Genomic DNA, 23,212 nt, shown 5'->3' with positions numbered 1-23,212 from the left:
GATGTTCTAGCAACCGCGACCTCAATAGGAAACAGCATCGATGCGAACGCTTTCAGCAAGACGCGGCCGGCAATTCCGAGCCGGCGCACAATACCTGTTTCCTCGGAAGCTCCGCGAGCAACCGCTTGATCATCACCCCTGCCTACTATGGCAACGAACCGAACGGCCCGTACCGCGGCAAATGTTTCGAGTATGACTATGCAGCTGCAACTTTATCAGGTGCGATATTTCTTAGCCCTAGCAAAGACGCTAAATTTTACGCGAGCTGCGGAGCAATGCAATGTGACGCAGCCGGCGCTGACAAAGGCGATACAAAAGCTGGAGCAAGAACTCGGTGGCGCGCTGATTCACCGTGAACGTCATCTCACCCAGCTCACCGATCTGGGCAAGATGATTTTGCCCACGCTGGAGAAAATATTTTCCGCCGCCGAGGCCGTACGGCTTCAGGCACGAGGCTATCAAAAGAAGACAATAGCCCCGCTTAAGATCGGACTGGTGCCGTCAGTCTCCGCCGCACTCATTACGGAATTGCTCGTGGAGCTCGCCAGGATCATCCCCGATCTTCGAGTCGATCTGCGCGAGGCCGATGCCAACGGGCTGGTTGCGATGCTTTTGGATGGCGAGATCAATGCCGCACTTGTCGGTGACGCCATGGAGCTGCCTGAGCGTATCGACCGCTGGCGCCTGTTCGAGGAACGCTGCGTGCTCATCTTGTCTCGGAAACATCCGATGGCCAGGCAAACCGTCATCCTGCTCGAAGACTTGCATGAGTTGGTCTTTCTCGAAAGGGTCGGATGCGACGTCGCAGACCGATTTAAGCGGGCTTGTTTTGCCGGCCACCCAGGCCCCAAGGTTGTGCACAGGAGCGATCAGGAAAGGCATCTTCAGCAAATGGCATTCGCCGGTTTGGGGGCCATCTTGGCGCCAGAGCACGCTCCCAGACTACCGTCGCTCGCCACTGTCGGAATTGAGGGCGACCCCGTCCGGCGGGAGGTGCAGCTTTTGGCCGTGGCGGGGAGGCAGTATTCGCCGGCGCTTGACGCCTTCATCAAGGTTGCTCGTGTTCGCGACTGGACGAGTGCGTTGGACAAACTCCGCCGCGCATCTGCCCCTGACTCGAACAAGGACAATGTTTGCACCGCTGATGCACAAGGTGCAGGTTCCTTGATCCAAATCACGGGCCCCGGCCCCGCCTCCTCATGCCCGAGCTTGGCACGGGCATCCAACCGTCGTTGCTGAAGTGACGCGAAGTCGTGGATGGCCAGGACAAGCCGGGCTATGACGCAGTTGCAGTGGCCCATGCGCAGCCTCTTGAATTGACTTGTCTCATTCCGGTCGGCTTCGAAGGACGAGGCTTAGGCCCATCCTATTTCGGACAGGGCAGCAAGTAAGGTTTCGGTCTGCGCTCCCGTGATGGAGTCCGGGCCGACAAACGCTCGACGGATGATCCCTCGTTGGTCGAGGACATAGATGGCCGGCATCGGCAACATCCAAAAGGAGAAGCCATGGGGAGCGCAGAGATCGAGTCCGAGCCGCAAGAGATGGCTCTTTACGTCCCCCGGCACCACGGACAACAGGCCGAACGAAAGGCTCACCCCAAGATCTAGGTCGGAGAGGAGTTCCAGATCCAGTCGGTGGTCGCGTTTGAAATTGCGCAGCAAGTCCCCTGTCTCGGGCGTTATCGCAATTACTCTGGCGCCAGCAGCGCGGATACTAGGGATGGCCCCGTGAAGAGCGCGTAGACCAGCTGCGCACATTGGGGACCAAGTCCCGTAAACGAAGATGACAATTAACGGTGCAGTTTGTCGCAATTCCAAAGATGAAACGAGCTTTCCATTTGCCTCGGGCAGAAGAAAATCGGGGGCAAGTTCGTTCGCCTTCAGGGCGCCGTCAGGAATACCGGCCTCTTGCAACCATGACGAAAGCAGGCGGTCGGTCCGGATGTCCAGCATGCGTAAACCGCTCAAGGTCTCCGCAGAGGGTTCGACCTGCGTACTAGCCGGGCGCCCCTTTGAAACTTCATCGCCCATTCTGGTCCTCCCCGGTGCGCCCACGGTACTTGGCAGCGGATGTTTCTTCCATGGTGACCGAGCGTTTTGGAAAGCGAAAATTCAACTTTGGAATGGTAACCGTCCACGAATAATCGTTAGGAATAGTCGCCGCCCCCAGTATCGCGATGCGCGCGGGCAGACGAACAAGTAGGCGCAGCTTCCGTTGAGGAGGTCACGACCCTTTCACCGCGCCAGGGCTCCTGCATACCGAGCGACACGATCGAGGAGAGACAATAGCTAAGCATCGAGCTGGACGAGCTGGTACACCAAGAGTGTCCTTCGAACCGATACCTGATCGCTGCACGACGCATTGGGTCCCATTTGCGGAGCGCGTGCCCTATTCGGCATTTTGTCAGGAGTGCTTCTGCAAGATGCAGCCGCGAGCCACGACAATCGGTGCAAGCCAACCTCCTCAGTCGAACATCTGTTGCTGATAACGTATGCCCCGACCGACAGAGGCGCCTTCTAGCCCGCACGGCGTTGAGGGAGACAGACGTAACCAAATTGAGGTTTGCTTGCCCGCCGCTTCAAAAATCAGAGTCGGTGAAGTGACGCCGCGCGCCAAATAGGTCGGAGCCGGGATATCCAAAAGTCGCAGCCCTGCTCCGCCAAAAGTCTAATCCCGTTTTGCCCTTTCTGTCAGACATGCAAACGCGAGTGCAATTGGCGACTTCCGTGTCGCAGGGCAGGCTCACCTCGCATCCCTTGTAGCAGCTTTCGGGGAGGATCTGCCGCTCGGCCCGGCGCGACGCCCTACTCCCAAAGCAGGCACCGCGATCGCGCAACGGTATGGATGAATGCAGTCCTGAATCGGAGTTCGAATTCCATGCGTCCAGCCAATGATGACCAGTTGATGCCACGAGTCAAATTCCAGCAGACGGGTGAAGCGATGTTGGAACGCCGCCGACCACTTTCGCCCTCCACGCCGCGACCCGAGCTCCAGCAAGTCCCTTTTTGCAAGGAGCTTGGAAAGCCACGCGATTGGCGCCACGGCCCTGAAGATCGGCAACAACTTTCAAGATCACGAATGTTGCTGCCGATAGCTCAATCTCCGATCATTGTTTGCGACCATGAGCCACTCATTTTCGATCCAATTCGCCAATTGGATGATCAGGTGCCGGCGGACTTGATCCATCCCGTTGTTGAAATTTCTCCTCGCGAGGCTGTGGCACGCCTCACCATAACGGGGCACGGCATGACGGCCGAATCTGTGCGATCCACAAATCGAGGCAAAATCCAACATCAGTATCGGGCTCCAATGCATATGCTCGTCATGTACGAGAAGGGGGAGCGCCGCGATGGAGAAACATTTGTGGAAGGTCTGCCGCCATCAGCCCTCCGGAACCTCGAGCGGAAGCTGACATTCGTTCCTGCTGGCCGCGAGTTTTACGATTGCCACGAGCCGCGCGGATCGCAGATGCGGCTCATGTACTTCTACTTCGACCCTGAGAGGCTGAGGGCTCTTTCTAAACGTGGCATCACCGGCCTGCCGGACTCCCCACGCCTACTGTTCGAAGACGAAACGCTATGGAACACCGCGCTCAAGCTGAAGACGTTCGTCGATAGCTCTGCAGGAGACCCGGTCTACTTCGAGAGTCTCGGTAGTTTGCTCATGCATGAAGTCGTGCGTTTCACTTGCGGGATGCCCAGCATTCAACGTCAACTCCAAGGTGGTCTTGCACAGTGGCAGCAACGGCTCGTCACAGCCTACATCCAGGAGCATCTCAATGAGCGGATACCGATTGGCACGTTGGCGCAGCTCGTTCGTCTTAGCCCGTATCATTTCTGCCGGGTGTTCAAGCAATCTCTCGGAATGCCGCCTCATCGGTACCAGACCAAACGTCGCGTTGAGCAGGCCAAATTACTGCTGGCAAACCGCGCAGGCTCTATGACGGAAATCGGTCGGGCGGTCGGCTTCAGCAGTCGTAACGCGTTCGCCACAGCGTTTCGGAAGGCGACGGGAATTGCTCCCGCGGAGTACCGCCGAAGCGTGGCCCCTCCGATAACCGTATGAATGAATTGCGCCGTCGCGCTCAACTTTGCCATTCGAAGGTAGCGTCTCGGTGTCACATTGCGATGAGGACGATCGGGCGTTGGATGCCCGTCAAGAAAGCAGGTTACGGACCTTAAGAAGGCATGCATCTGCCGCTGGTGGCGAAGAGAGGCAGAAAGCCCATCGCGGGACTTGGGCAAAGCGACCGAAAGCAAGCGGCGCCGGGAAAAGGACCCGCCCAGAGCGATCCTAGGGACGTTTCGCAAATCTGTAGCTGCTGATAGGCTGGGCGCGAGACTAGGTCGATTGTAGTCATCACCCCTATTTTAGTCCGACCGATGAAAGGTCAGATCATCTTCACGCGCAAACGATCGCGTTCCACGCTGGAACTCGCGGAGTGTCATTTGTTGAATGGTCTTCGTGAAGATGATAGTTTTACACGGAATCGTCGGTTTTGGCGGAGTATCCCGTGGCGCAGCATTCAATTCAAAAGCGTGCGGTAGCTGAGGAGCCAACTATCGTCGTGGTTGACGACGACAACGACTTCCGCGCCTCACTCGGGGACCTGTTCAACTCGGTTGGCTTCAAGGTCAAGATGTTTGGCTCGGCAGCGGAGCTGCTGCAAGGCGAATTGTTGCCCGACGCGGTGAGCTGCCTCGTACTTGACGTCAGATTGCCGGGCCTAGGCGGTCTCGACGTCCAAGCCGAGCTGTCGAAAGTGAACGCTTCCATTCCCATTATCTTCATGACCGGCCACGGCGACATTCCGATGTCGGTCAGGGCCATGAAGGCAGGCGCTGTGGATTTTCTAACCAAGCCATTCCGCGATCAAGACATGCTGGATGCAGTCACGATCGCGCTCGAGCGCGATCGGACGCGGCGGAAGACCCAGCAGTGGCTCACGGAATTGAACTCGCGTCTTGAGCGATTAAGCGCGCGCGAGCGAGAGGTGCTGGCTCTCGTGACGACTGGCTTAAAGAACAAGCAGATCGCTTTTAAGCTAGAGATAGCTGAGATTACTGTAAAGGCGCACCGCGGTCATGTTATGCAGAAGATGGGTGCGCAATCGCTGGCCGAGCTTGTCAAAATGGCGGAGACGCTCGGTATAAAGTCGCCCCGGTCTTAATCGCTTCCTGCTTGCACGTGGGTCCATCAGCTAAGAGGGTTATTGTTTGGGCAAATCAACTGACGGCTTAATCGCTTGCCGCTAGGCCCTGCTGCCGCGTCAAGCGCGACGGCCCGACATCAGCGCACGCGTTCGGACGCGGCCCAAACTGGGCTGAACTATTCACATGGTCTGCATCGATTATTCCTAAGTATAGCATCGGTTGTTCCAAAGTGTAGCACCGCCCGTCCGCCGTACAATCGCCAGTTCAGACCCTTGTCGTTAGGGTCCAATGGTGTCCGCGCAGTGCGCTTCCTGAGATGGACACGGAACGCGAGATGCGGCGGGCCACCTCCCCAGTGATGAAGGCGGGGATATGTCTAGCGAGATTCAAATTTCGATCATCGATGATGATGAACAATCTCGCTCAGCCTTAGCGGGTCTCCTGCAAGCGATGGGATTTACGACTGAGACCTACTCGTCCGCAGTGGAGTTTCTGGCGTCTCCAAACGTGCGCGATAGCTCCTGTTTGATCGTTGATGTCCACATGCCGCGCATGACCGGGACTGAGTTGCATAGCCGCTTGGTAGGATCCGGCTATAATATACCAACGATTCTGATCACCGCTTACCCCGACGACAGCGCGCGAACTCGGGCTCTGGATCAAGGCGTCGTTGGCTACCTGACCAAACCCATCGACGAAAAGGTTCTACTCGGATGCGTCGAATCGGCTCTACAGCGCGCGAAATCAGATGAAAATCCCTAATCAGCAATCGATCGGCTGCCGCGCAGGAAACGTACCCTTCAGCTCGAAAATCGTTGCTCTTTGAACGGGTCCCCGTAAATGTGAAATCCGTTAAATTCCCACAAGCCCGGCGATTCGCGATCCAAGAACTGGATCCCGCGCACCCATTTCACGCTCTTATAACCATAGAGGTTTGGAACCACGAGCCGGAGCGGGTAGCCATGTTCGGCCGTAAGGGGTTCGCCGTCATGCCGCAAGGCGAAAACCGTCGTCGGGAGCAGAAAGTCCGAGATTGGCAGGTTCGCCGTGTAGTTGTTCTCGCCATGGATCATCACGTGCCGCGCCTCTGGCCGCAACGTTACTCGCTTCATCAATTCTGCGGCGAGAATCCCTCCCCAATGGTTGTTGAACCGGCTCCAGCGCGAGACGGAGTGCAAGTCAGCAAACACTTCACTTTGCGGCAGTTTGCAGAGCTCTTCCCAGGAAAGCCGCAGCTGCTCCTCTACCCGGCCGAACACGCGAAAATCCCACGTCGTGGGAGCAAAGACCGGCACCGAGCCCACATGCAGCACCGGCCACTTGAGGGTCAGCGACTGCCCTGGGGGCAGCCGCCCAGCGTCACGCATCTCACGCTCCCGTTCGCGTCGCTCGTTCGGTTGCACGAATAGCTCCTCCGCAAAGTATAGCGCGGCCTAGTTGGCGCACGCGGTGATCTCCGGGGCATGAAGAGCGGTCACCCGGGTTGCGTCGGGCATCACGGAACATAGGTTCTTGGTACCCTACATTCCGAGAACCGAACTACCAAGGCTCTAGTCCAGCCCAAAGTGGCGAAGGAGGAGGCTCACTCCTCCCCGTCACCGATCTTGGAGTTAGAAATACTTGCAGGCTCGGAGAGTAAGCCAGGAACAGTCTTGCTGGTGTTGTGACGGAAAATGTTGACGGCTCCGATCACCTCGTCCTCGTCGTCGCGAATCGGAAAGACATTAACGAGGGCCAGAAGACGATTACCGTTGGGCTGTTCGCAGATGACATCGGCGTTCCGAACGGTGCCGCCGTTGTTGATCACCACGGAGGGGGGTGCAAGTTCGTGCGGCATCACTTCTCCCGAGGGGTAACGAAGAAGGTGTGACCCGCAATACTTTTCTGAGGTTCCCAGAGAAGGCGTGCGTCCCCAACCCGCGATTGCAGCTTTGTTGCACTTGACGACGGTGGCATCCTTTTCGAGAACGTACATCCCGACTGGGATAGAATCCATTGCCGCTTGGTCCGCAAGAATCCCTTTTGCGACGAGATGTCCGTCGACCAGTTCTCCTCGGAAGTCGATTTTGTCGAAGTCGCCATCCAAAATCATCTTGCTTGTTGCCATGTTCAACCTCCTTCTGCGAAAAAAAGCTCCAGTGCATTTAACGGAGTTTCCATTTCGCGGCCGTTGACTCAACCCCAACATGCTAACTTGCACAGCCGGCCGTCGGTACCTACCATTTTGTAGTCGCAGATAAACAATGAGAGGGCAGTCCTTTCGTTTCGTTTAGGCCAACTACGATCGGGTTCAGAACCCGGCCTCTTCGCTTATGCGACATTAGAAAAACGCCCGCTTCAGTTCATGAGCCCGCGCGGACCCGTGGGGCCTGGCAGCGGACTCATTGGGAGCGCAGATGGTGGAGCCATCCAAGTCTTGTGGTGGGGTCCAGATGAACGCCCGCATCACGCCAATGGGTTCCTCGAAGATGGTCAAAGAGTCACTTCGTTATATCGCCGCGCCCCTTCTGTTTCCCTGTGACGTGCTTCGCCGTGCGAGGCAGTCCTTCCGGGTCCGCGGGGTTTTCGTCATCCGCCTTGAGCCGATCCGCAATTCGTACCAAATCCGCCAGCGAGCGCGCGTCCATTTTTTGCATAATTTGGCTACGATGAACGCGGACAGTTACTTCGCTGACGCCAAGTTGGCCGGCAATCTGCTTGCTTACGCGCCCCTTTGCAAGCAAAGTCATGATTTCCGTTTCTCGATCGGTCAGGCGCGCAAATCGCTCGTGGATTTGCGCCCGAGCGCGTCCTTGCGCGGCGAGCGCACGGTGGCGTTCAATCCCTTGGCGTACCGCATCGAGCAGCTCTTGCTCCCGGAAAGGCTTTGACAGGAACTCTATTGCACCTGCTTTCATGGCCCGCACTGACATCGCGATATCGCCATGGCCGGTAATGAAAACAATAGGCGTATCGACGTGAGCCGCGACTAGTTGTTTTTGCAACTCAAAGCCGCTTGCACCTGGAAGTCTCACATCCAGAACGATGCAGCTCGGTAGTACCGGAGGGTTGGTGCCCAAAAACGCCTCAACTGACTTGAAGAGCGCGACCTTCACTGAGATCGTCTCCAGAAGGGCACCCAAACTTTCGCGGACGAATTCGTCATCGTCTATGACGGCAACGACGGGCTGGTCACTCTCGTTCATGGTGCATCTGCAATGGGTAAGCTGAATTGAAAAACTGCTCCAAATGGAGCACCTGGGGTCACCGAAATCTGTCCATCGTGGGCTTCGATTATCGAACGACAAATTGCCAAGCCCATACCCGTTCCGTTGTGTTTTGTCGTGAAGAACGCGTCGAAGAGTCGATCGATCACCGTGGAATCGAATCCAACGCCGGTGTCGTGGAATGAGATCTCAACCATTCTGTCATCCAGCACCCGAGACCTTATCGAAAGGGTCCTTGGACGATCCTTCACAAGCATCATTGATTCGATGCTGTTCAGTACGAGATTCAGAATGACTTGCTCCAATTGGACGCGGTCGCCGTTGATCCGCGGAACCGACTCGTGCAGATCAGCAAGCGTCGTTATACGGTGCTTGCGAAATTCCTCTTGCGTTAGCTTCATGACATCACGAATCGCCTCAATAATATCGAGCGGGGCCTTTCCAACCGGGGTTTTGTTCATCAACGCCTTAATGCGGGCGATTATATCGCTCGCGCGTCGCGCGTCCTTGGCCAACCGCTGGGCAGCCGCCTTCGCTCTGGTGAGATCCGGCTCCTCCGTGCTCAACCAGTGGAGGCACGTATCGCTATTGGCTGCAATGGCCGTCAGAGGTTGGTTGATCTCGTGAGCGATGGACGCAGACAGCTGCGCCATCGCAGTAAGACGGGTCACCCGGGTCAGCTCTTCCCGCGCTCCGCGTAGCGCCTCCTCCACTCGTCTCTGATCTGTCAAATCGCGCACAAACGCGGTGAAGTGCCAGGTTTCCAGCCGAATAGCAGTGACAGTCAGTTCGACGGGGAATTCATGTCCAGCGCTGTGGAGCGCCGTTATGTCGATGCGTCTGTTTAGTATCGGGCCTTGCCCGGTTGCGAGAAAATGCTCACACCCTCGCGAATGAGCCTCGCGATACTGCATGGGGATAATCGTATCCACGATCCGCCTGCCGACCGCTTCATCGCAGGACCATCCAAACATATGTTCGGCGCTTTTGCTCCAGCCCGTAATTATATCACGCGCGTCAATCGTGATGACGGCGTCGAGGGAGGAATCCAAGATCAATCGCGTTTGGTCCTCGGCCAGACGAAGGTGTTCCGCCGCGCTTTTGCGTAGTGTGACCTCCGTCGTGATGTGGGCGGTCGCATAGATTCGACCGTCCGCATCGACGATTGGGAACTTCTGAACTGCGCCCCAGCGCGGACCTATATCGGTCGTAGCAAGCTCCTCAAGCATCACTTCGCCCGAACGAGGCACTTCTCGATCGTTCGTTCGAAGTGCGCCCGCTCCGCGCAATTTAGATAGGTCATCCTCGGTTTTACCAATAATTTGATTGCGGAAGACACCGGTGACCTTTTCAAATTCGCTGTTGACCAGCAAAAAGCGACCATCAGGGTCCTTAAGAAAGATCGGGTTGGGGCTACCATCGATGATTGCGAGAAGCCGTCTCTCCCTATCCACCAGCGCGTCCCTCTCCGACCTCAACTCCTGAATATCCGAACTAGAGCCGACGAACCGGAGTACCTTGCCCCGGGCGTCTCGCACCGGGACCGCACGATCAAAGTGCCAACGATAGGAACCGTCTGCATAGCGAAACGGTGCCTCAAACGTCCAGCCTCCGCCAGATCGGACACCGTCCCAAAATATGCGGGACACACGTTCCTTATGGTCCGGATGCAAAGCGGAAAGAAAGGGCGGAAGATCGCTTGGACTCTTTCTCCACGTTTTTAGCGGCGCCGTGCAATAATCCGCCGATAGGCCGGTCGCATCCAGATAGAATTGATTGACAAAGTCACAACTGCCATGCCGCGTAACTGTCCACGCGACCGCGGGCAATTTATGCAAGACCTCGAGTTGCAACCGTGATCGATCGAGGACTTGCTTATACTGGTCTATTTCGTACGAAAGGGCTTCCGAAGCGGTTTTAACCTCGCCCATGCGACGGCGTTGGGCTCGTCGTTGAGCCATGATGTTCTTCTTTACGCTGCGGATCTGCTCGGGCGTTAAACTGCCTTCCTCCCAAGGCTGCCCTTGACCCTGCCCACTTCCGCTCGGTTTCGAGGAACCGACGTGGCGATCATCGACAGCAATCTTCTTGGAAGGTCGCGCCCGTTGGCGCGTTGCATTTGCGCGTCCGATTACCGTCCGCGTTTTCTTCCTCGACTTGGACTTCAAACGAGTCATTTGTAGCTGATCTCGTGTCCAGTATCCGCGCAGGGCTATTTTGCCGTCACGCTTGCACTCAAGTTACACACTAATCTCTTTTCGGCGCGTCGGCTCTGTCCCGGGCGACCTACCATGAACCTGCCGAGGAGCAGGCGCAAATCCGAAGGGCCTTGTTGCGGGCATTGCCCTTAAACGGCAGCGATGGATCATAACAGATCGCCCATCAAGATGAATTGAAGCGCCGGATCAAACTGCCGAAAGCCTACATATAACCGCTGGAAAGTCGATACGGGATGCGCCAGTTGCTCGCCTATTCCTATCTCATGGAACCGATATTTGGCCAATCTGCAGCAGTCTCGCTGGGATGCCAGTCCCATTCGAACTGGTAGCTAGTGGCGCAGGCTGCGACGCGGTGGGGCACAGAATGCGAGGCCCGCAAGCGCAGATTCTTCCATCGCCGCGCCCTTCAGGTCTCGTCGCGCGATTCCGGCGGACTCGTTGGGATTTCCCGCGGACGGGCGGCTTTGCTGTATCGAGCTACACCACCACCGGGGACACGACCTCGCCACGGATGATCATCTGGTCACCATGAGCCTGTGAAACAGCTCCATCCGCTCTTTGAGGCATTTGCAAATAGACAATCAGACGGCCGGCTTCATGTTATCGCATCTTGCCTCAGAAATGCGTTCCCTGAGCTGATCGCCGCAGTTCAGTTACCAAACGTTCAGACGAGTCACGCCGGAATGCTTGCGGGAGCTCTTCAACACTAAACCAAGTAGGTCTCCAATTGCAGGTTCAACAAGTTGCTGGAGGCGCCGCTGAGGCTATGCCGGAATATGGCCGACAAGCCACAATTCAAGAATCGGAGTTCTGTCCCGCAGCGGTGCTCCTGCTCACCAGGCAAGTGCGCCGGCTTCCGCCAACCCGCTGCGCAGTTGTCCGGATAAACTTCAGCCGGGCATTTGCTCATAAGACGGACCTAACTCTCGAGCAATCCCGTCGATGAAGAGACTCTTTTCAGCTCTTAGAAAGTTCCAGTTCGTTAGAAAGCTTGAACCAACTCTGCGGCCCCGCGGCCATTGATGTTTCTTCCCTGTTGACATCCTTTTAGCGTCCTGCCCAAATCAATGTTCCGAGGTCGTGATGCCATGGCAACAAGAATGTCACCTCTCGGGGTACGTGCTGGTGCCCCTGCGCGAAAGCGCGGAATTTACCCTTTACCGCGGCCGAAAGCACGACGACCCTTTGCCAGTCCTAGCGGTCGCACTCTTTGAACAGTCGTCGCCTCAGAGTGTCAAGCGGCTCATGCACGAATACTCATTCGCAGCCGAACTCGATCCCGCGTGGGCTGCCAAGCCTCTGGCCATTCTTCGTCACGAAGGGCGGACGATCCTCTTACTCAAGGATCCCGGCGGTCAGCCGCTGGATTGGATTCTTGAGCGTGACCATGGGCAACCGTTGGATCTGACTCGCTTCCTGAACATCGCTATTGGGCTGGCAAGAACACTGGGTCAAGTCCATCAGCAGGGCCTCATACATCGCGATATCAAGCCTTCGAATGTCCTCGTCGACGGCACCGGAAACGCATGGCTCACCGGATTCGGGATTGCGTCCCAACTTCCGCGCGAGCGCCAGTCGCCCGATCCTCCCGAGTTCATCGCAGGAACGCTCGCCTACATGGCACCCGAGCAGACGGGACGAATGAATCGTTCGATCGACTATCGGAGCGACCTTTACTCGCTTGGAGTGACTTTTTACGAAATGCTGACCGGGAGTCTTCCATTCACGGCCTCCGAACCGATGGAATGGGTGCACTGTCATATCGCGAAACAACCCGCCCCACCGAGAGCGCGGGTGGGAACCGTACCGGTCTCGGTCTCCGCGATCACGATGAAGTTGCTCTCCAAGACCGCGGAGGAGAGATATCAGACAGCGGTGGGAGTTGAGAGCGATCTTCGGCGCTGCCTATCCCAATGGGAGTCCCACGGAGGGATCGATGACTTCACTCCTGGCGCTTGCGACACCCCGGATCGCGTCATCATCCCCGAGAAGCTATATGGGAGGGACCGCGAAGTTGGCACTCTGCTGACCGCCTTCGACCGCATTGTTGGCGGTGGCCGAGCCGAACTGGTGCTGGTCTCCGGATACTCCGGCATCGGTAAATCCGCAGTCATTAATGAGCTCCATAAACCACTCGTGCCGCCACGCGGCTTGTTCGCGTCGGGCAAATCCGACCAGCACAAGCGGGATATTCCGCACGCCTCGCTGGCACATGCGTTTCAGAGCCTTGTCCGGCCGCTCCTCAGCGAGAACGAGGAAGACCTCCGCAAATGGCAAGACGCAATTCGCGAGGCGGTGGGTCCGAACGGACTGCTCCTCATCGATCTCGTCCCGGAATTGCGGCACGTCATTGGCGACCAGCCGCCAGTGCCGGAATTGCCGCCGCGGGAAGCGCAGAGACGGTTTCAGACCGTCCTTCGACGTTTCATTGGCGTGTTTGCGCGACCTGAACATCCGCTTGCGCTCTTCCTCGATGACATGCAATGGCTGGACGTCGCCACACTCGACCTCCTCGAAGATCTGTTAACACGCAACGATTTGCAGCATTTATTGCTCATCGGTGCGTATCGGACCAACGAGGTCAATGCCAACCATCCGCTGGTACGTAGGCTTCAGGCGATCCGTCAGGCCGGAGCCGCAGTGCAGGAAATCGTTCTCACACCACTCAGTCGCGACGATCTAGGTAAGCTGCTTGTGGACTCCCTTCACTGCCAAATGGAGCCCGCCGCCCCACTGGCAGACTTGATTTACGAAAAGACCACGGGCAACCCGTTCTTTGCAATCCAGTTCATTTCTACTCTCGCGGACGATCGCCTGCTGACATTCGATTATCGCGCGCGCCGTTGGGTATGGGACCTGCCCCGCATTCGTGCCAAAGGCTTCACGGACAACGTCGTAGAGCTGATGGTCGACAAGTTAAAGCGCCTTTCGCCGGAAACCCAGAGGGTACTGCAGCAGTTCGCATGCATGGGCAACAGTGCAGAGTTCGAGATGCTACGGATTGGGTATCAGGGCTCCGTCGAGGACATGCACGACCATCTATGGGAAGCAGTGCGATCGGGCCTGATCTTCCGCACGGACAATTACTACGGCTTCCTGCACGACCGGGTGCAGGAAGCCGCCTACTCGCTTATCCCGGCGGAGCTTCGTGCGGAGGCTCACCTGCGGATTGGAATGCTCCTCGCCGAGCATACGCCCGCAGAAAGACGTGAGGAGGCGATATTTGATATCGCCAATCAACTTAACCGTGGCTCCCATCTTATCAACCTTGTCGAGGATCGCGAGCGCGTCGCAGAATTGAATCTGATCGCAGGTCGGCGCGCGAAACTCTCGACAGCATACGACTCGGCTCTCATCTATCTCAGGGCCGGCCGCGCCCTTCTTACAGAAGAGACTTGGGAACGCAATTACCGGCTTATCTTCTCCATCGAGTATCTGACAGCCGAGTGCGAGCTGCTGACCGTCACGGTTGGCCTCGCTGCCGGGGATCCACTCGCGGAAGTGCAAGAGGAATGCGAGAAGGGCTTGGCATTTGCGAGGCGGGTGCGTTTCGGTCCGCTCATCGAGCGCTGCGGAGCCCAACTTGGTTTGATCCGCACCTTGCGCGGGCTGACTGAAACGTTCGGCTGCCTGGATCATGAGGGATATAGCCAACTCGATACCGAACGCCGCTTGGCCAACAGCCCCGATCTGGTGCTGGCGGAGTTCTATTACTGGACGCGAAAGCTGCAGGCGCATTTTTTCGCCGGAGAACTTGCGGCGGCGCTCGATGCATCGCTGCACGCGGAACCGCTGCTTTGGACGTCGGCGGCAACGTTCGAGTCAGCGGAGTATCGCCTCTATGCCGCGCTGGCGCATGCGGCGGTGTGGGATCACGCCCCACCGGAGCAGAGAACGACGCATTTCGCATCTGTGCTCGAGAACCACCGGCAACTCCATGCGTGGGCGGAGGTCAACCCCGAAACCTTCGAAGACCGCGCCGCCTTGGTCGGCGCCGAGATCGCCCGCATGGAGGGCCGAACACTGAACGCGCAGGAGCTGTACGACAAGGCGATCCGCGAGGCTCGCAAATACGGGTTCGTGCACATCCAGGCAATTGCCAACGAGATTGCCGGGCGTTTCTACGCAGAGCGCGATTACGAGAAGATCGCGGAAAGCTATTTGCGGGCCGCGCGGGCCTGCTATCAGCGCTGGGGAGCCGATGGAAAAGTTCGCCAACTCGAGGAACTTTATCCGCACCTCAAAGTGGACGAGTCGGTCCGGAATTCCACGGCGACCATAGTAACACCCTTCGAGCAACTCGATTTGGCTACCGTAATCAGAGTTTCGGAAGCGGTGTCAGGCGAGATCGTTTTCGAGAAGTTAATGAACACGCTCATGAGTTCGGCAATCGAACACGCGGGCGCGGATCGAGGTCTCTTGATTCTTCCGCGAGCCGACAAGTATCAAATTGAAGCAGAAGCCACGGCCAGCAGTGACAAGGTGACCGTGGTCCTGAAACAGGCCCGCGTCACGACCGCAGATCTACCAAACTCGGTCTTTCAATACGTGCTTCGCACAAAAAAAAGCGTTCTCCTGCACGATGCGTCCAGTCAGAACTTGTTTTCGGCGGATGACTATATTCGCGACCGTCGCTCACGGTCAATGCTCTGCCTGCCGATACTGAAGCAGGCCAAGTTGATTGGCCTGCTGTACTTGGAGAACAACCTTACGACTGCCGCGTTTACTCCTGCTCGGATGGTAGTCCTCACGCTGCTCGCTTCCCAGGCCGCTATCTCAATAGAGAACGCCAGCCTGTATCGCGAGCTAGCTGAGCGGGAGGCCAGAATCCGACGGCTAGTGGATGCCAACATCATCGGCATCTTCGTCTGGGATGTTGACGGTAGGATCATCGATGCCAACGAAGCGTTTCTCCGCATCGTCGGATACAGCCGCGACGATCTCGTCTCCGGTCGATTGCGCTGGCGGGATCTGACACCCACGGAATGGAGCGATGCCGACGACCGACGACTAGCCCAGCTGGAGGCAACCGGAGCCACGCAACCCTACGAGAAGGAGTACTTCCTGAAAAGCGGCGGTCGCGTGCCGGTGCTGGTCGGGGCAGCGACGTTCGGCGAGCGATCGGACCAAGGCGCGGCCTTCGTGGTAGACTTAACTGAGCGCAAGCGGGCGGAGGAGGAAATTCGTGAAAGCGAGCGGCGCTACAGTGAGGTGCAGATGGAGCTCGTGCACGCGAATCGAGTTGCAACAATGGGGCAGCTCTCGGCTTCGATCGCCCATGAAGTCAACCAGCCCATCGGGGCGACGCTCAACAATGCCTCTGCGGCGTTGCACTGGCTGAGCAAAGAACCAGCAGATCTGGAGAAAGCTCGGGAGGCTCTCAACCGGATCTTTGCAAATGGCAAACGCGTCAGCGAGGTTGTCGGCCGCATACGAGCGCTTTTCAAAAAAGCACCTCTACGGAAAGAAGACGTGGACATCAACGAAGCAATCCTTGAGGTGATCGCCCTGACCCGCGGCGAAGTCGTGAAGAATGGCATTTCGGTGCAATCACACCTCGGGGACGGTTTGCCGCTCATTCAAGGAGATCGGGTCCAGCTGCAACAAGTGATAATGAACCTGATCATCAATGCCGTTGAAGCATTGAGCTCGATCAGCGGGGATCCGCGAGAACTGGTGATCACCACCGGTAAGGGCGAGCCGGACGGCGTGCTGGTAGTACTGCGGGATTCCGGGCCAGGTCTGAGTTCACTGGGTCTGGAGCGCATCTTTGACGCCTTCAACACGACAAAGCCCGGCGGCTTGGGGATGGGCCTATCGATCTGCCGCACCATTATTGAAGCGCATGGGGGCCGACTGTGGGCCACCGCCACTCAACCTCGGGGCGCGACGTTTCAATTCACGCTGCCCGCACGGTCAAATCAGGCCTCGTGAATTGAACAGTTTGCAGCGCGTCTGCAACGGAGCGGATCGCTACCGGCGTCACGAATTGTGATATCAGTCTCACGTCTGTTCTGTTGTGCGGAGATGGTGCAGCGGAGTCATCTTAGCTCGTATGTGGCGCATTAAGATGGCCAATCGGGGTGGCCAAATCACAGCGCCATGATCCCTAACGGAAGAACTCTGGGCTCGCACGCACTGGAGTTCCGCCGGCGCAGCCAGCGCGCTATTCATCATTTAGGAGGTCGTCATGCTCGTGGCTTGTTCCTTGGAACGGCTCATGTCCATGTCGTTCCACGTTCAGCGCAGCTAAGGAACCACGAGTCTGAGCACTCGGATTGCGGCGACGTCGGGTTGGCCACGGCGTTGAGAGAGGTCGCCGGGGGCGCCTCAGAAATCGTCAAGCACCTCTCCGTGACATGCCCGAGATCGACAAAGCAGAGGCGAACTTCAAGATAAATGCCGATATTGTGTCGCCGCATGGGAGCGGTGATCGGAAGCATTGACGCGCTAACCTGACCACCGTCGCCGTTCCGGGCCTCGTGCGCGGTCATTGCATTCGCTAGGTCCGGTCAACGCCGGAACAAATTCGATTTGGCAAGCGAGGAGCGCAAGGTACGTTCCTTGATTATGAGTATCAGTGGCGTGTGTCGCACCTTAGCGAACCCGTTTTAACGGACGGTCGCGCGGCCCGAACAGCGCGACCGTTACTCACCTCTATACTACGGCGGATTGTGCGAGCCATTTGGGTCGAGCTGGTGTCCAGACCTCTGAGTTGTCGGTACGCAACGGACGTCGGCGCCATAAAATACGCGCTCAACAAACCGCAAGAATGAGAACGCCGTAACAAGAACTGCGCTTCACGCAGTGATTAACCCGTTATATCTGTAGTCCGCAAGAGCATCAGGCTTAGCGGCGACAAGGAGAACAATGATGCCGGCGATATTCACAGCGACTAGTTGCGACGATGTGACCGTCACGTGCACCACGCGCTATGTCGACACTCACGGGCGAGGCTACCGCAACTTCAATCAACATGGGCAGAGCCATCGCCATAGACGGGATATCGGCGATGGTCGCTTTGCAACCGATCGGCAGCTGGACACGACGCGTGCCGCGCAAGGCGCAAAGTCGATGCTCTGTCCGCGCGACTGGAGGTTTTTGGTGCCCGATGTGATCCGACCATTTGATCGGATCCGCCTTCAAAGGAGCTGTATATTTCTACGCTTAGCCGAACTGTAGTTCCCTATCGCAAGGATGGACGTTTCCCCGATGCCATTGCCCCTCCACGACACTCACTCTCTTCTGCTGTCAGGTCATCGAACCGGATGTGAAACGGCTTCCCGGTCGATGTGATGACAAGTGTGAGGAATGCGGAGAACCGACCCGATCCCACGACCATTTGTCCGGCCCCGGAAAGTGCAGTGGATAGGCTGTGCGTGCACGCTCCGAGTGACATATTCACACTTCAGCTGACCAAACAGGCGATGACGCCAATGACGGCGAATTCAAGGTCGTACCAGTACGTCGAGATCCGAGCGAGGCAATGCAACGTTCGTACGATTACGCGTCTTTGGGACGCTCAAAAGCGGATGGCGTGGTCCGCAACGTTAATTCAAAGCAGTGTCGGTGAGGAAACGTTCCGCAAGACGCGGGTCGAGATGCCGAGCCGGCACACAATACCTGTTTCCTGGGAGGCTCCGCGACAAACCGCTTTATCATCAGCCCTGCCCGCCCCGGCAACGAACTGGAATGGTCCGAACCACCTCAACCCTTTCGAGTATAAGTATGCAGCTGCAGTTTCATCAGGTGCGATATTTTTTAGCCCTGGCAAGGACGCTCAATTTTACGCGGGCTGCGGAGCAATGCAATGTGACTCAGCCGGCGCTGACAAAGGCGATACACAAGCTGGAGCAAGAACTCGGTGGCGCGTTGATCCACCGTGAACGTCACCTCACCCAGCTCACCGAGCTGGGCAACATGATTTTGCCAACGCTGGAGGAAATATTTGCCGCGACGGAGTCGGTACGACTTCAGGCGCGAGGCTATAAAAAGAAGACCATCGCTCCGCTGAAGATCGGGCTGGCGCCATCAATCTCCGCCGCACTCATTACGGAATTGCTCTTGGAACTCGCCAGGATCATCCCTGATCTTCGAGTCGATCTGCGCGAGGCCGATGCCAACGGGCTCGTTGCGATGCTTTTGGATGGTAAGATCAATGCCGCACTCGTCGGCGACGCGGTGGAGGTACCTGAGCGCATCAACCGCTGGCGGCTCTTCGAGGAGCGGTATGTGCTCGTCTTGTCACGGAAACATCCGATGGCGAGTCACACAGTTATCCCGCTTCAAAACCTTCACGAGCTGGTTTTTCTCGAAAGGGTCGGGTGCGACGTCGCAGGCCGATTCAAGCAGACGTGTTTTGCCGACCATCCCGGCCCGACAGTTGTGCACAGGAGCGATCAGGAAAGGCACCTTCAGCAAATGGCATCCGCCGGTTTAGGGGCCATCCTGGCGCCAGACCATGCTCCCACGCTGCCGTCGCTCGCGGCTATCCCAATCGAGGGCGACCCTGTCCGGCGTGAGGTGCAGCTTTTGGCCGTGGCCGGGAGGCAGTATTCGCCGGCGCTCGACGCCTTTATCAAGGTTGCTCGTTTTCGCGACTGGACGAGTGCGCTGGACAAAACGCGGGGCTCGACGGTCGCGTCCTCCGACGCGGCGTGAATACGGGGCCGGCTGCGAGGTGCGGCACATGAGCGAGTACCGCGAAACCGTGCGATTCAGGTGACGTTAAGGCCCAGAAGCACCCAGGTACGAATTTGGGGAGCGCGTTGAGGGTTACGGATGTTCCGACAGAGCCAGATCAGGGCCAAGAACGCGAGTTCGTCGCGCGCGGGAATGAATGCCACGGCATCGTCCGCTCATCACCCCGATCCTGGAAAACCTATTGCGCTTCGTCTGGCGGCGGCTACAGCATATCGGCAAGCTCATCCGCGTCAGCATTCACCGCCACACTTGCAACGAGAGCGCACCGATTACCGTCCGCAGGGATAGATCGTGTCGGGTGGGCAAAGCGCCGCGTGCCCACGATTCAAGACGCCGGTGAAGGATGGTGGGCACGGCGCGAGGGCGCCTTTGCCCACCCTACGGGTTGGTTCCTTCAGGATTTTGGATATGGACGTTTCAATCATTGAAGATCGCAAAGCCCGCGCCCGCGCCTGGTTCGAATCCTTGCGGGACGGCATCTGCGCGAGCTTCGAGCGGCTGGAGGATGACGCGCCGCAAAGCCTCTATCCGGGCGAGGCCGGCCGCTTCAAACGCACGCCGTGGCGGCGCACCGACCACACCGGCGCGCCCGGCGGTGGCGGCGTGATGTCGATGATGTGCGGCCGCCTGTTCGAGAAGGTCGGCGTGCACTGCTCGACCGTTCACGGCGAATTCGCGCCCGAGTTTCGCGCGCAGATCCCTGGCGCGGCGGAGGATCCGCGGTTCTGGGCCTCCGGTATCTCGCTGATCGCTCACTTACGCAATCCGCAGGTGCCGGCCGTGCACATGAACACCCGCTTCGTAGTCACCACCAAGGCTTGGTTCGGCGGCGGCGCCGACCTCACTCCGGTGCTAGATCGCCGGCGCACCCAGGACGATGCCGACACTATCGCTTTCCACGCTGCGATGAAGGACGCCTGTACCGGAGCGAACGGCGTCGCCGATTACGACAAATACAAGAAATGGTGCGACGAGTATTTCTATCTGCCGCACCGGAAAGAGGCGCGCGGCGTCGGCGGCATTTTCTACGACTGGCACGACAGCGGTGATTGGGGCGCCGATCTCGCCTTCACCCACGACGTCGGCCACGCCTTCCTGAAGACCTATCCTGACATCGTGCGTCGCAATTTTGCGACGGCATGGACGGCCGAAGACCGCGAGGAGCAATTGATCCAGCGCGGACGCTATGTCGAGTTCAACCTGCTCTACGACCGCGGCACGATTTTCGGACTCAAGACCGGCGGCAATGTCGACTCGATCCTGTCGTCGCTGCCGCCGGAGGTGAAGTGGCCATGAGCGCGGGCAAGCGTCTCCCCCGCGCCATCCTGATCGAGATGGACAACGGCATCCTGTCGGCCCACGGCCGGCCCGAGATCGCGTGGACCAATGCGGACGCCTCATGGCGACTGAAGCTTGCTGAAGCCCGGCATCTGACCGTCAAGGGCGGCTTTGCCGCGCTCGCGGCTGCGGGCCACCGCGCTCTGCCCGACGATCTCGCCATGAGCCCAGCCGATGAGTCTTAGCACCACACCAGCGATTATCTCCGCGCCTGGAGACAATATGCATCTCCTGAGATCGAATGGCGAAGTCGAACAGACACGTCCGCCGTGGTGGTCATTTCTAAGCGAAGGGTGACCAGCGGTCGATCCTCATCATGAGGGTTGGCTCGCCCCTCGACCCCGACCGATCGCCGCGATTGGGGCCGACACCATCGATCCCTGGGCACGCGCTGGCCGGAGTGGTCACCGCTCACTGCTACGGCGCGGCAGGCGCAGTCCGTTCGCCTGTGTCATCGGTACCGGACCCCCGCCGACTGTCAGATAGCATTCGACTTCGGCGCGAAGGAGTTCGTTGACCTCGAGAAGGACGGCTTGGAGGGCGTCGGCGGGCCCGATCCGGCGTTTGACGTCATCGGCGGCGACATCCAGATGCGGTCCGCAGGCGTATTCGTGCCGGAGCAACGCTGGTGACCATCATCAGACCGGCGAGGCGCGGCCCTCTAAGACAGCGATTATCATGAAGCCGGTATTGATGCGCGGAGTTCGTGGTCAGTGTCGGAAACCCCAGCCACTCCTTCCGAACATATGAGTGTGGGAGCATGAGGGTGCCTAGGTTTGGTGGCCAGCACCGTGTTGTACGGGTTACCGAACACAAATACCTTCGACGTGCGCCAGATGATTCGCTCCAGTTCCACGAATGTGCGCATCTTCAGCCGGTATTTCCACAACAGCATGTGTTGAATGAAGTTCCAGGTTACTCCCCACGCCAAGAATGGTAGGCGCCGATAGTGGATTGGACCGAAGCCAAGTCGGCGCATCTTGTAGACCAGAAGATTGGCGCCGACAAAATTGTAACGCCAATTCTCGAAGAAGGCGGTGACACTCAGGTAATCCTCGGTACGGCGACAATGATCCAGCGACCCCGGCGAATGGATCAGCAACCGTCCTCCCGGCTTGAGCATCCGCCAGCACCTAGCTAGCCACGCGTCCAGATCTTTGGTGTAGCCAATCGATTCTAGCGCATAGATGCCGTCGAAGTATTCGTTCGGGAGATCGAGGCTGTCGAAGTCGATGACTATCACCTGTCCACGTCCCCCAAGCCTCGCAAATTTGCGCCGGCAGATCTCCGCCTGGACAGAGGAATTGGTCACGCACACAACTTCGATATTGCTCCGTCTGGCGAGGTATTCCGCTGCCGCGCCGGAGCCGCATCCGAGATCGAGGAATCGCATCCCGTCTCTCGGCTTCAAAAGCGCATATTCGGCCTCGTAAGGGTGCGAAAATGCCAAACGGGGGAACACACACGTGCTGTAGTTTGATTGTTCGTCGCGATACCTGCCGAACACGTCATCGTATGTGCGCGTTTCGTCGTCATGTTTCAGAAAATCGCTCGGCTTTGGTGTCCACTCGATCAGTTGGCGCTGCTCGAACTCATTCAGCTGGTGGCCGATTTTACTCGCGTCCTTCGGTCGGGTCACCAAAAGGAACAGTACGTAATGAAACAAGTTATATGCCACAAAGGACGCGACGATGACGCCCGCTACCAACTGAGACATTAAAGCGATATTCAAGGTGTGCTCCGGTGATAGCTGCAGAAATTCTACGAACGGGCTGGAAATCACAGCAGTGCCGCATCATCCCAGAGGCAAATTTCCGGGTTGGGTCATTCGCGTCAGTCTGACCGTGAGCCGCCCCTGGCGCCATTCTCCGGCAGCTGGTCGAGAGCGATTTGGAGCCAGGCCATCCAATTGCGATCACTCCGAGTTCTGAACCGGTCAACGCATTTCTTGGAGCAAAGGGGGGTTCGCCACGAGTAGTGCCGGACGAGACCAAACTTGCCGTCACAAACTGCGCATCGCGCGGCTCTGCCAGATCTAAGGCTCGGAGAGCAGTGGGGCATTGTGCCTTCCTTCTGGTACTTTCGATCGAGTGGAAAAAGCGGGCGGTGAAGTTGGGGGACTTCACCGCCCTTAGACCTTCCGCGGGAGGGGGCGTATTCCACCGGAAGGCGGGAGCGAGCTGTTTTGAGCGCCGCGCCCTTTAACGCATGCAGCCTAGATAGTCGCGATCGGCGATTCAATTAGACCTAGGAAATCGTCGGGTATCCAAAGTCGCCATGGAACGATACGAAGGTTCATTGCGTTCGCCCTTAAAGCCGAGCCAGTTCGGCAATGCCTCAAAGTAAACCGCTCGAGTGGTAGAGCATGAGAGCCGGCGGGGCGGCTAAGAGCATAGCGCAGCGAAGCCTGCTCTCTTGAGAAGGGATTCGTAACCTTCACCACCTTAGAGAGGAGCCGCCCATGACCAACGAGGCAGTGAGCCCGCTGCGTCGGCGTGCGCATGATCGATGAGATGACGATACGCAAGTGCGCGCCAAACACCCAACATGACCACCTTCAACTGGTCAGACAGTCGCAGCGTTCCTCAGATGG

13 protein-coding genes and 1 pseudogene are annotated in these 23,212 nt (G+C 57.8%); 8 read left to right on the top strand and 6 right to left on the bottom strand.

Annotated elements, in window-relative coordinates; translation table 11 throughout:
- The first annotated feature begins 198 nt into the window (after positions 1 to 198).
- Positions 199 to 1,239, top strand: a complete 1,041-nt coding sequence (locus tag ABIB90_RS31160; protein ID WP_009859376.1) for a LysR family transcriptional regulator — start codon at positions 199 to 201, stop codon at positions 1,237 to 1,239.
- A gap of 116 nt (positions 1,240 to 1,355) precedes the next feature.
- Here ABIB90_RS31160 and ABIB90_RS31155 read toward each other — a convergent pair whose 3' ends face one another.
- Complete coding sequence (locus ABIB90_RS31155; RefSeq protein WP_009859377.1) at positions 1,356 to 2,030, bottom strand: redoxin domain-containing protein; 675 nt, start codon at positions 2,028 to 2,030, stop codon at positions 1,356 to 1,358.
- 847 nt (positions 2,031 to 2,877) lie between these two features.
- Here ABIB90_RS31155 and ABIB90_RS31150 point away from each other — a divergent pair.
- The 3 genes from ABIB90_RS31150 to ABIB90_RS31140 all read left to right on the top strand — a co-directional run bounded on the left by ABIB90_RS31150 (position 2,878) and on the right by ABIB90_RS31140 (position 5,915).
- Positions 2,878 to 4,065, top strand: coding sequence for an AraC family transcriptional regulator (locus ABIB90_RS31150; protein ID WP_354202010.1), 1,188 nt, complete (start codon positions 2,878 to 2,880; stop codon positions 4,063 to 4,065).
- A gap of 448 nt (positions 4,066 to 4,513) precedes the next feature.
- Positions 4,514 to 5,170 carry a response regulator transcription factor gene (locus ABIB90_RS31145; protein WP_009859379.1) on the top strand — a complete coding sequence of 219 codons (657 nt, stop codon included), beginning with the start codon at positions 4,514 to 4,516 and terminating at the stop codon, positions 5,168 to 5,170.
- 355 nt (positions 5,171 to 5,525) lie between these two features.
- Positions 5,526 to 5,915, top strand: a complete 390-nt coding sequence (locus ABIB90_RS31140) for a response regulator transcription factor (protein WP_354202009.1) — start codon at positions 5,526 to 5,528, stop codon at positions 5,913 to 5,915.
- Positions 5,916 to 5,953: 38 nt separating this feature from the next.
- Here ABIB90_RS31140 and ABIB90_RS31135 read toward each other — a convergent pair whose 3' ends face one another.
- The 4 genes from ABIB90_RS31135 to ABIB90_RS31120 form a co-directional block, all read right to left on the bottom strand.
- The gene (locus ABIB90_RS31135; RefSeq protein ID WP_354202008.1) at positions 5,954 to 6,520 is read right to left on the bottom strand and encodes a molybdopterin-dependent oxidoreductase; all 567 of its coding nucleotides are present in this window, start codon (positions 6,518 to 6,520) and stop codon (positions 5,954 to 5,956) included.
- A 215-nt stretch (positions 6,521 to 6,735) separates the two neighbouring features.
- Entirely contained in the window at positions 6,736 to 7,260 is a 525-nt protein-coding gene (locus ABIB90_RS31130) for a PAS domain-containing protein (RefSeq protein ID WP_354132359.1), read from the bottom strand.
- 373 nt (positions 7,261 to 7,633) lie between these two features.
- On the bottom strand, positions 7,634 to 8,338 hold the full coding sequence (locus ABIB90_RS31125) for a response regulator transcription factor (protein ID WP_354202007.1): 705 nt from the start codon (positions 8,336 to 8,338) through the stop codon (positions 7,634 to 7,636).
- Positions 8,335 to 10,536, bottom strand: coding sequence for a PAS domain-containing sensor histidine kinase (locus tag ABIB90_RS31120; protein ID WP_354202006.1), 2,202 nt, complete (start codon positions 10,534 to 10,536; stop codon positions 8,335 to 8,337). The genes ABIB90_RS31125 and ABIB90_RS31120 overlap by 4 nt, the downstream gene beginning before the upstream one ends.
- Before the next feature lie 1,125 nt (positions 10,537 to 11,661).
- On the opposite strand from ABIB90_RS31120, the gene ABIB90_RS31115 reads away from it, so the two are divergent.
- The 4 genes and pseudogenes from ABIB90_RS31115 to ABIB90_RS31100 all read left to right on the top strand — a co-directional run.
- Entirely contained in the window at positions 11,662 to 16,512 is a 4,851-nt protein-coding gene (locus tag ABIB90_RS31115) for a trifunctional serine/threonine-protein kinase/ATP-binding protein/sensor histidine kinase (RefSeq protein ID WP_354202005.1), read from the top strand.
- 1,794 nt (positions 16,513 to 18,306) lie between these two features.
- Positions 18,307 to 19,239 (top strand): LysR family transcriptional regulator, encoded by a 933-nt coding sequence (locus ABIB90_RS31110; RefSeq protein ID WP_354202004.1) that lies wholly within the window; start codon positions 18,307 to 18,309, stop codon positions 19,237 to 19,239.
- A 450-nt stretch (positions 19,240 to 19,689) separates the two neighbouring features.
- Positions 19,690 to 20,577, top strand: coding sequence for an oxygen-dependent coproporphyrinogen oxidase (gene hemF, locus ABIB90_RS31105; protein WP_354167149.1), 888 nt, complete (start codon positions 19,690 to 19,692; stop codon positions 20,575 to 20,577).
- Positions 20,574 to 20,795 (top strand): annotated as a pseudogene (locus tag ABIB90_RS31100) (HAD family hydrolase); the annotation flags it as partial. The gene hemF and the pseudogene ABIB90_RS31100, both read left to right, overlap by 4 nt.
- Before the next feature lie 500 nt (positions 20,796 to 21,295).
- Here the strand turns inward: ABIB90_RS31100 and ABIB90_RS31090 are convergent.
- Positions 21,296 to 22,351 carry an SAM-dependent methyltransferase gene (locus ABIB90_RS31090; protein ID WP_354167152.1) on the bottom strand — a complete coding sequence of 352 codons (1,056 nt, stop codon included), beginning with the start codon at positions 22,349 to 22,351 and terminating at the stop codon, positions 21,296 to 21,298.
- Positions 22,352 to 23,212 lie beyond the last annotated feature (861 nt).

Origin of the sequence: Bradyrhizobium sp. JR4.1, assembly GCF_040548605.1 — a bacterium.
Classification (GTDB): Bacteria; Pseudomonadota; Alphaproteobacteria; order Rhizobiales; family Xanthobacteraceae; genus Bradyrhizobium; species Bradyrhizobium canariense.
The sequence above is the reverse complement of the archived record's forward strand: the minus strand, read 5'-3'. Positions and strand labels throughout refer to the sequence as shown.

Coding starts and splice junctions, on each gene's coding strand:
- ABIB90_RS31160 (WP_009859376.1), top strand. CDS start 199: ATGCAGCTGCAACTTTATCAGGTGCGATATTTCTTAGCCCTAGCAAAG.
- ABIB90_RS31115 (WP_354202005.1), top strand. CDS start 11,662: ATGCCATGGCAACAAGAATGTCACCTCTCGGGGTACGTGCTGGTGCCC.
- ABIB90_RS31130 (WP_354132359.1), bottom strand. CDS start 7,260: ATGGCAACAAGCAAGATGATTTTGGATGGCGACTTCGACAAAATCGAC.
- ABIB90_RS31140 (WP_354202009.1), top strand. CDS start 5,526: ATGTCTAGCGAGATTCAAATTTCGATCATCGATGATGATGAACAATCT.
- ABIB90_RS31125 (WP_354202007.1), bottom strand. CDS start 8,338: ATGAACGAGAGTGACCAGCCCGTCGTTGCCGTCATAGACGATGACGAA.
- hemF (WP_354167149.1), top strand. CDS start 19,690: ATGGACGTTTCAATCATTGAAGATCGCAAAGCCCGCGCCCGCGCCTGG.
- ABIB90_RS31110 (WP_354202004.1), top strand. CDS start 18,307: ATGCAGCTGCAGTTTCATCAGGTGCGATATTTTTTAGCCCTGGCAAGG.
- ABIB90_RS31120 (WP_354202006.1), bottom strand. CDS start 10,536: ATGACTCGTTTGAAGTCCAAGTCGAGGAAGAAAACGCGGACGGTAATC.
- ABIB90_RS31155 (WP_009859377.1), bottom strand. CDS start 2,030: ATGGGCGATGAAGTTTCAAAGGGGCGCCCGGCTAGTACGCAGGTCGAA.
- ABIB90_RS31135 (WP_354202008.1), bottom strand. CDS start 6,520: ATGCGTGACGCTGGGCGGCTGCCCCCAGGGCAGTCGCTGACCCTCAAG.
- ABIB90_RS31150 (WP_354202010.1), top strand. CDS start 2,878: ATGCGTCCAGCCAATGATGACCAGTTGATGCCACGAGTCAAATTCCAG.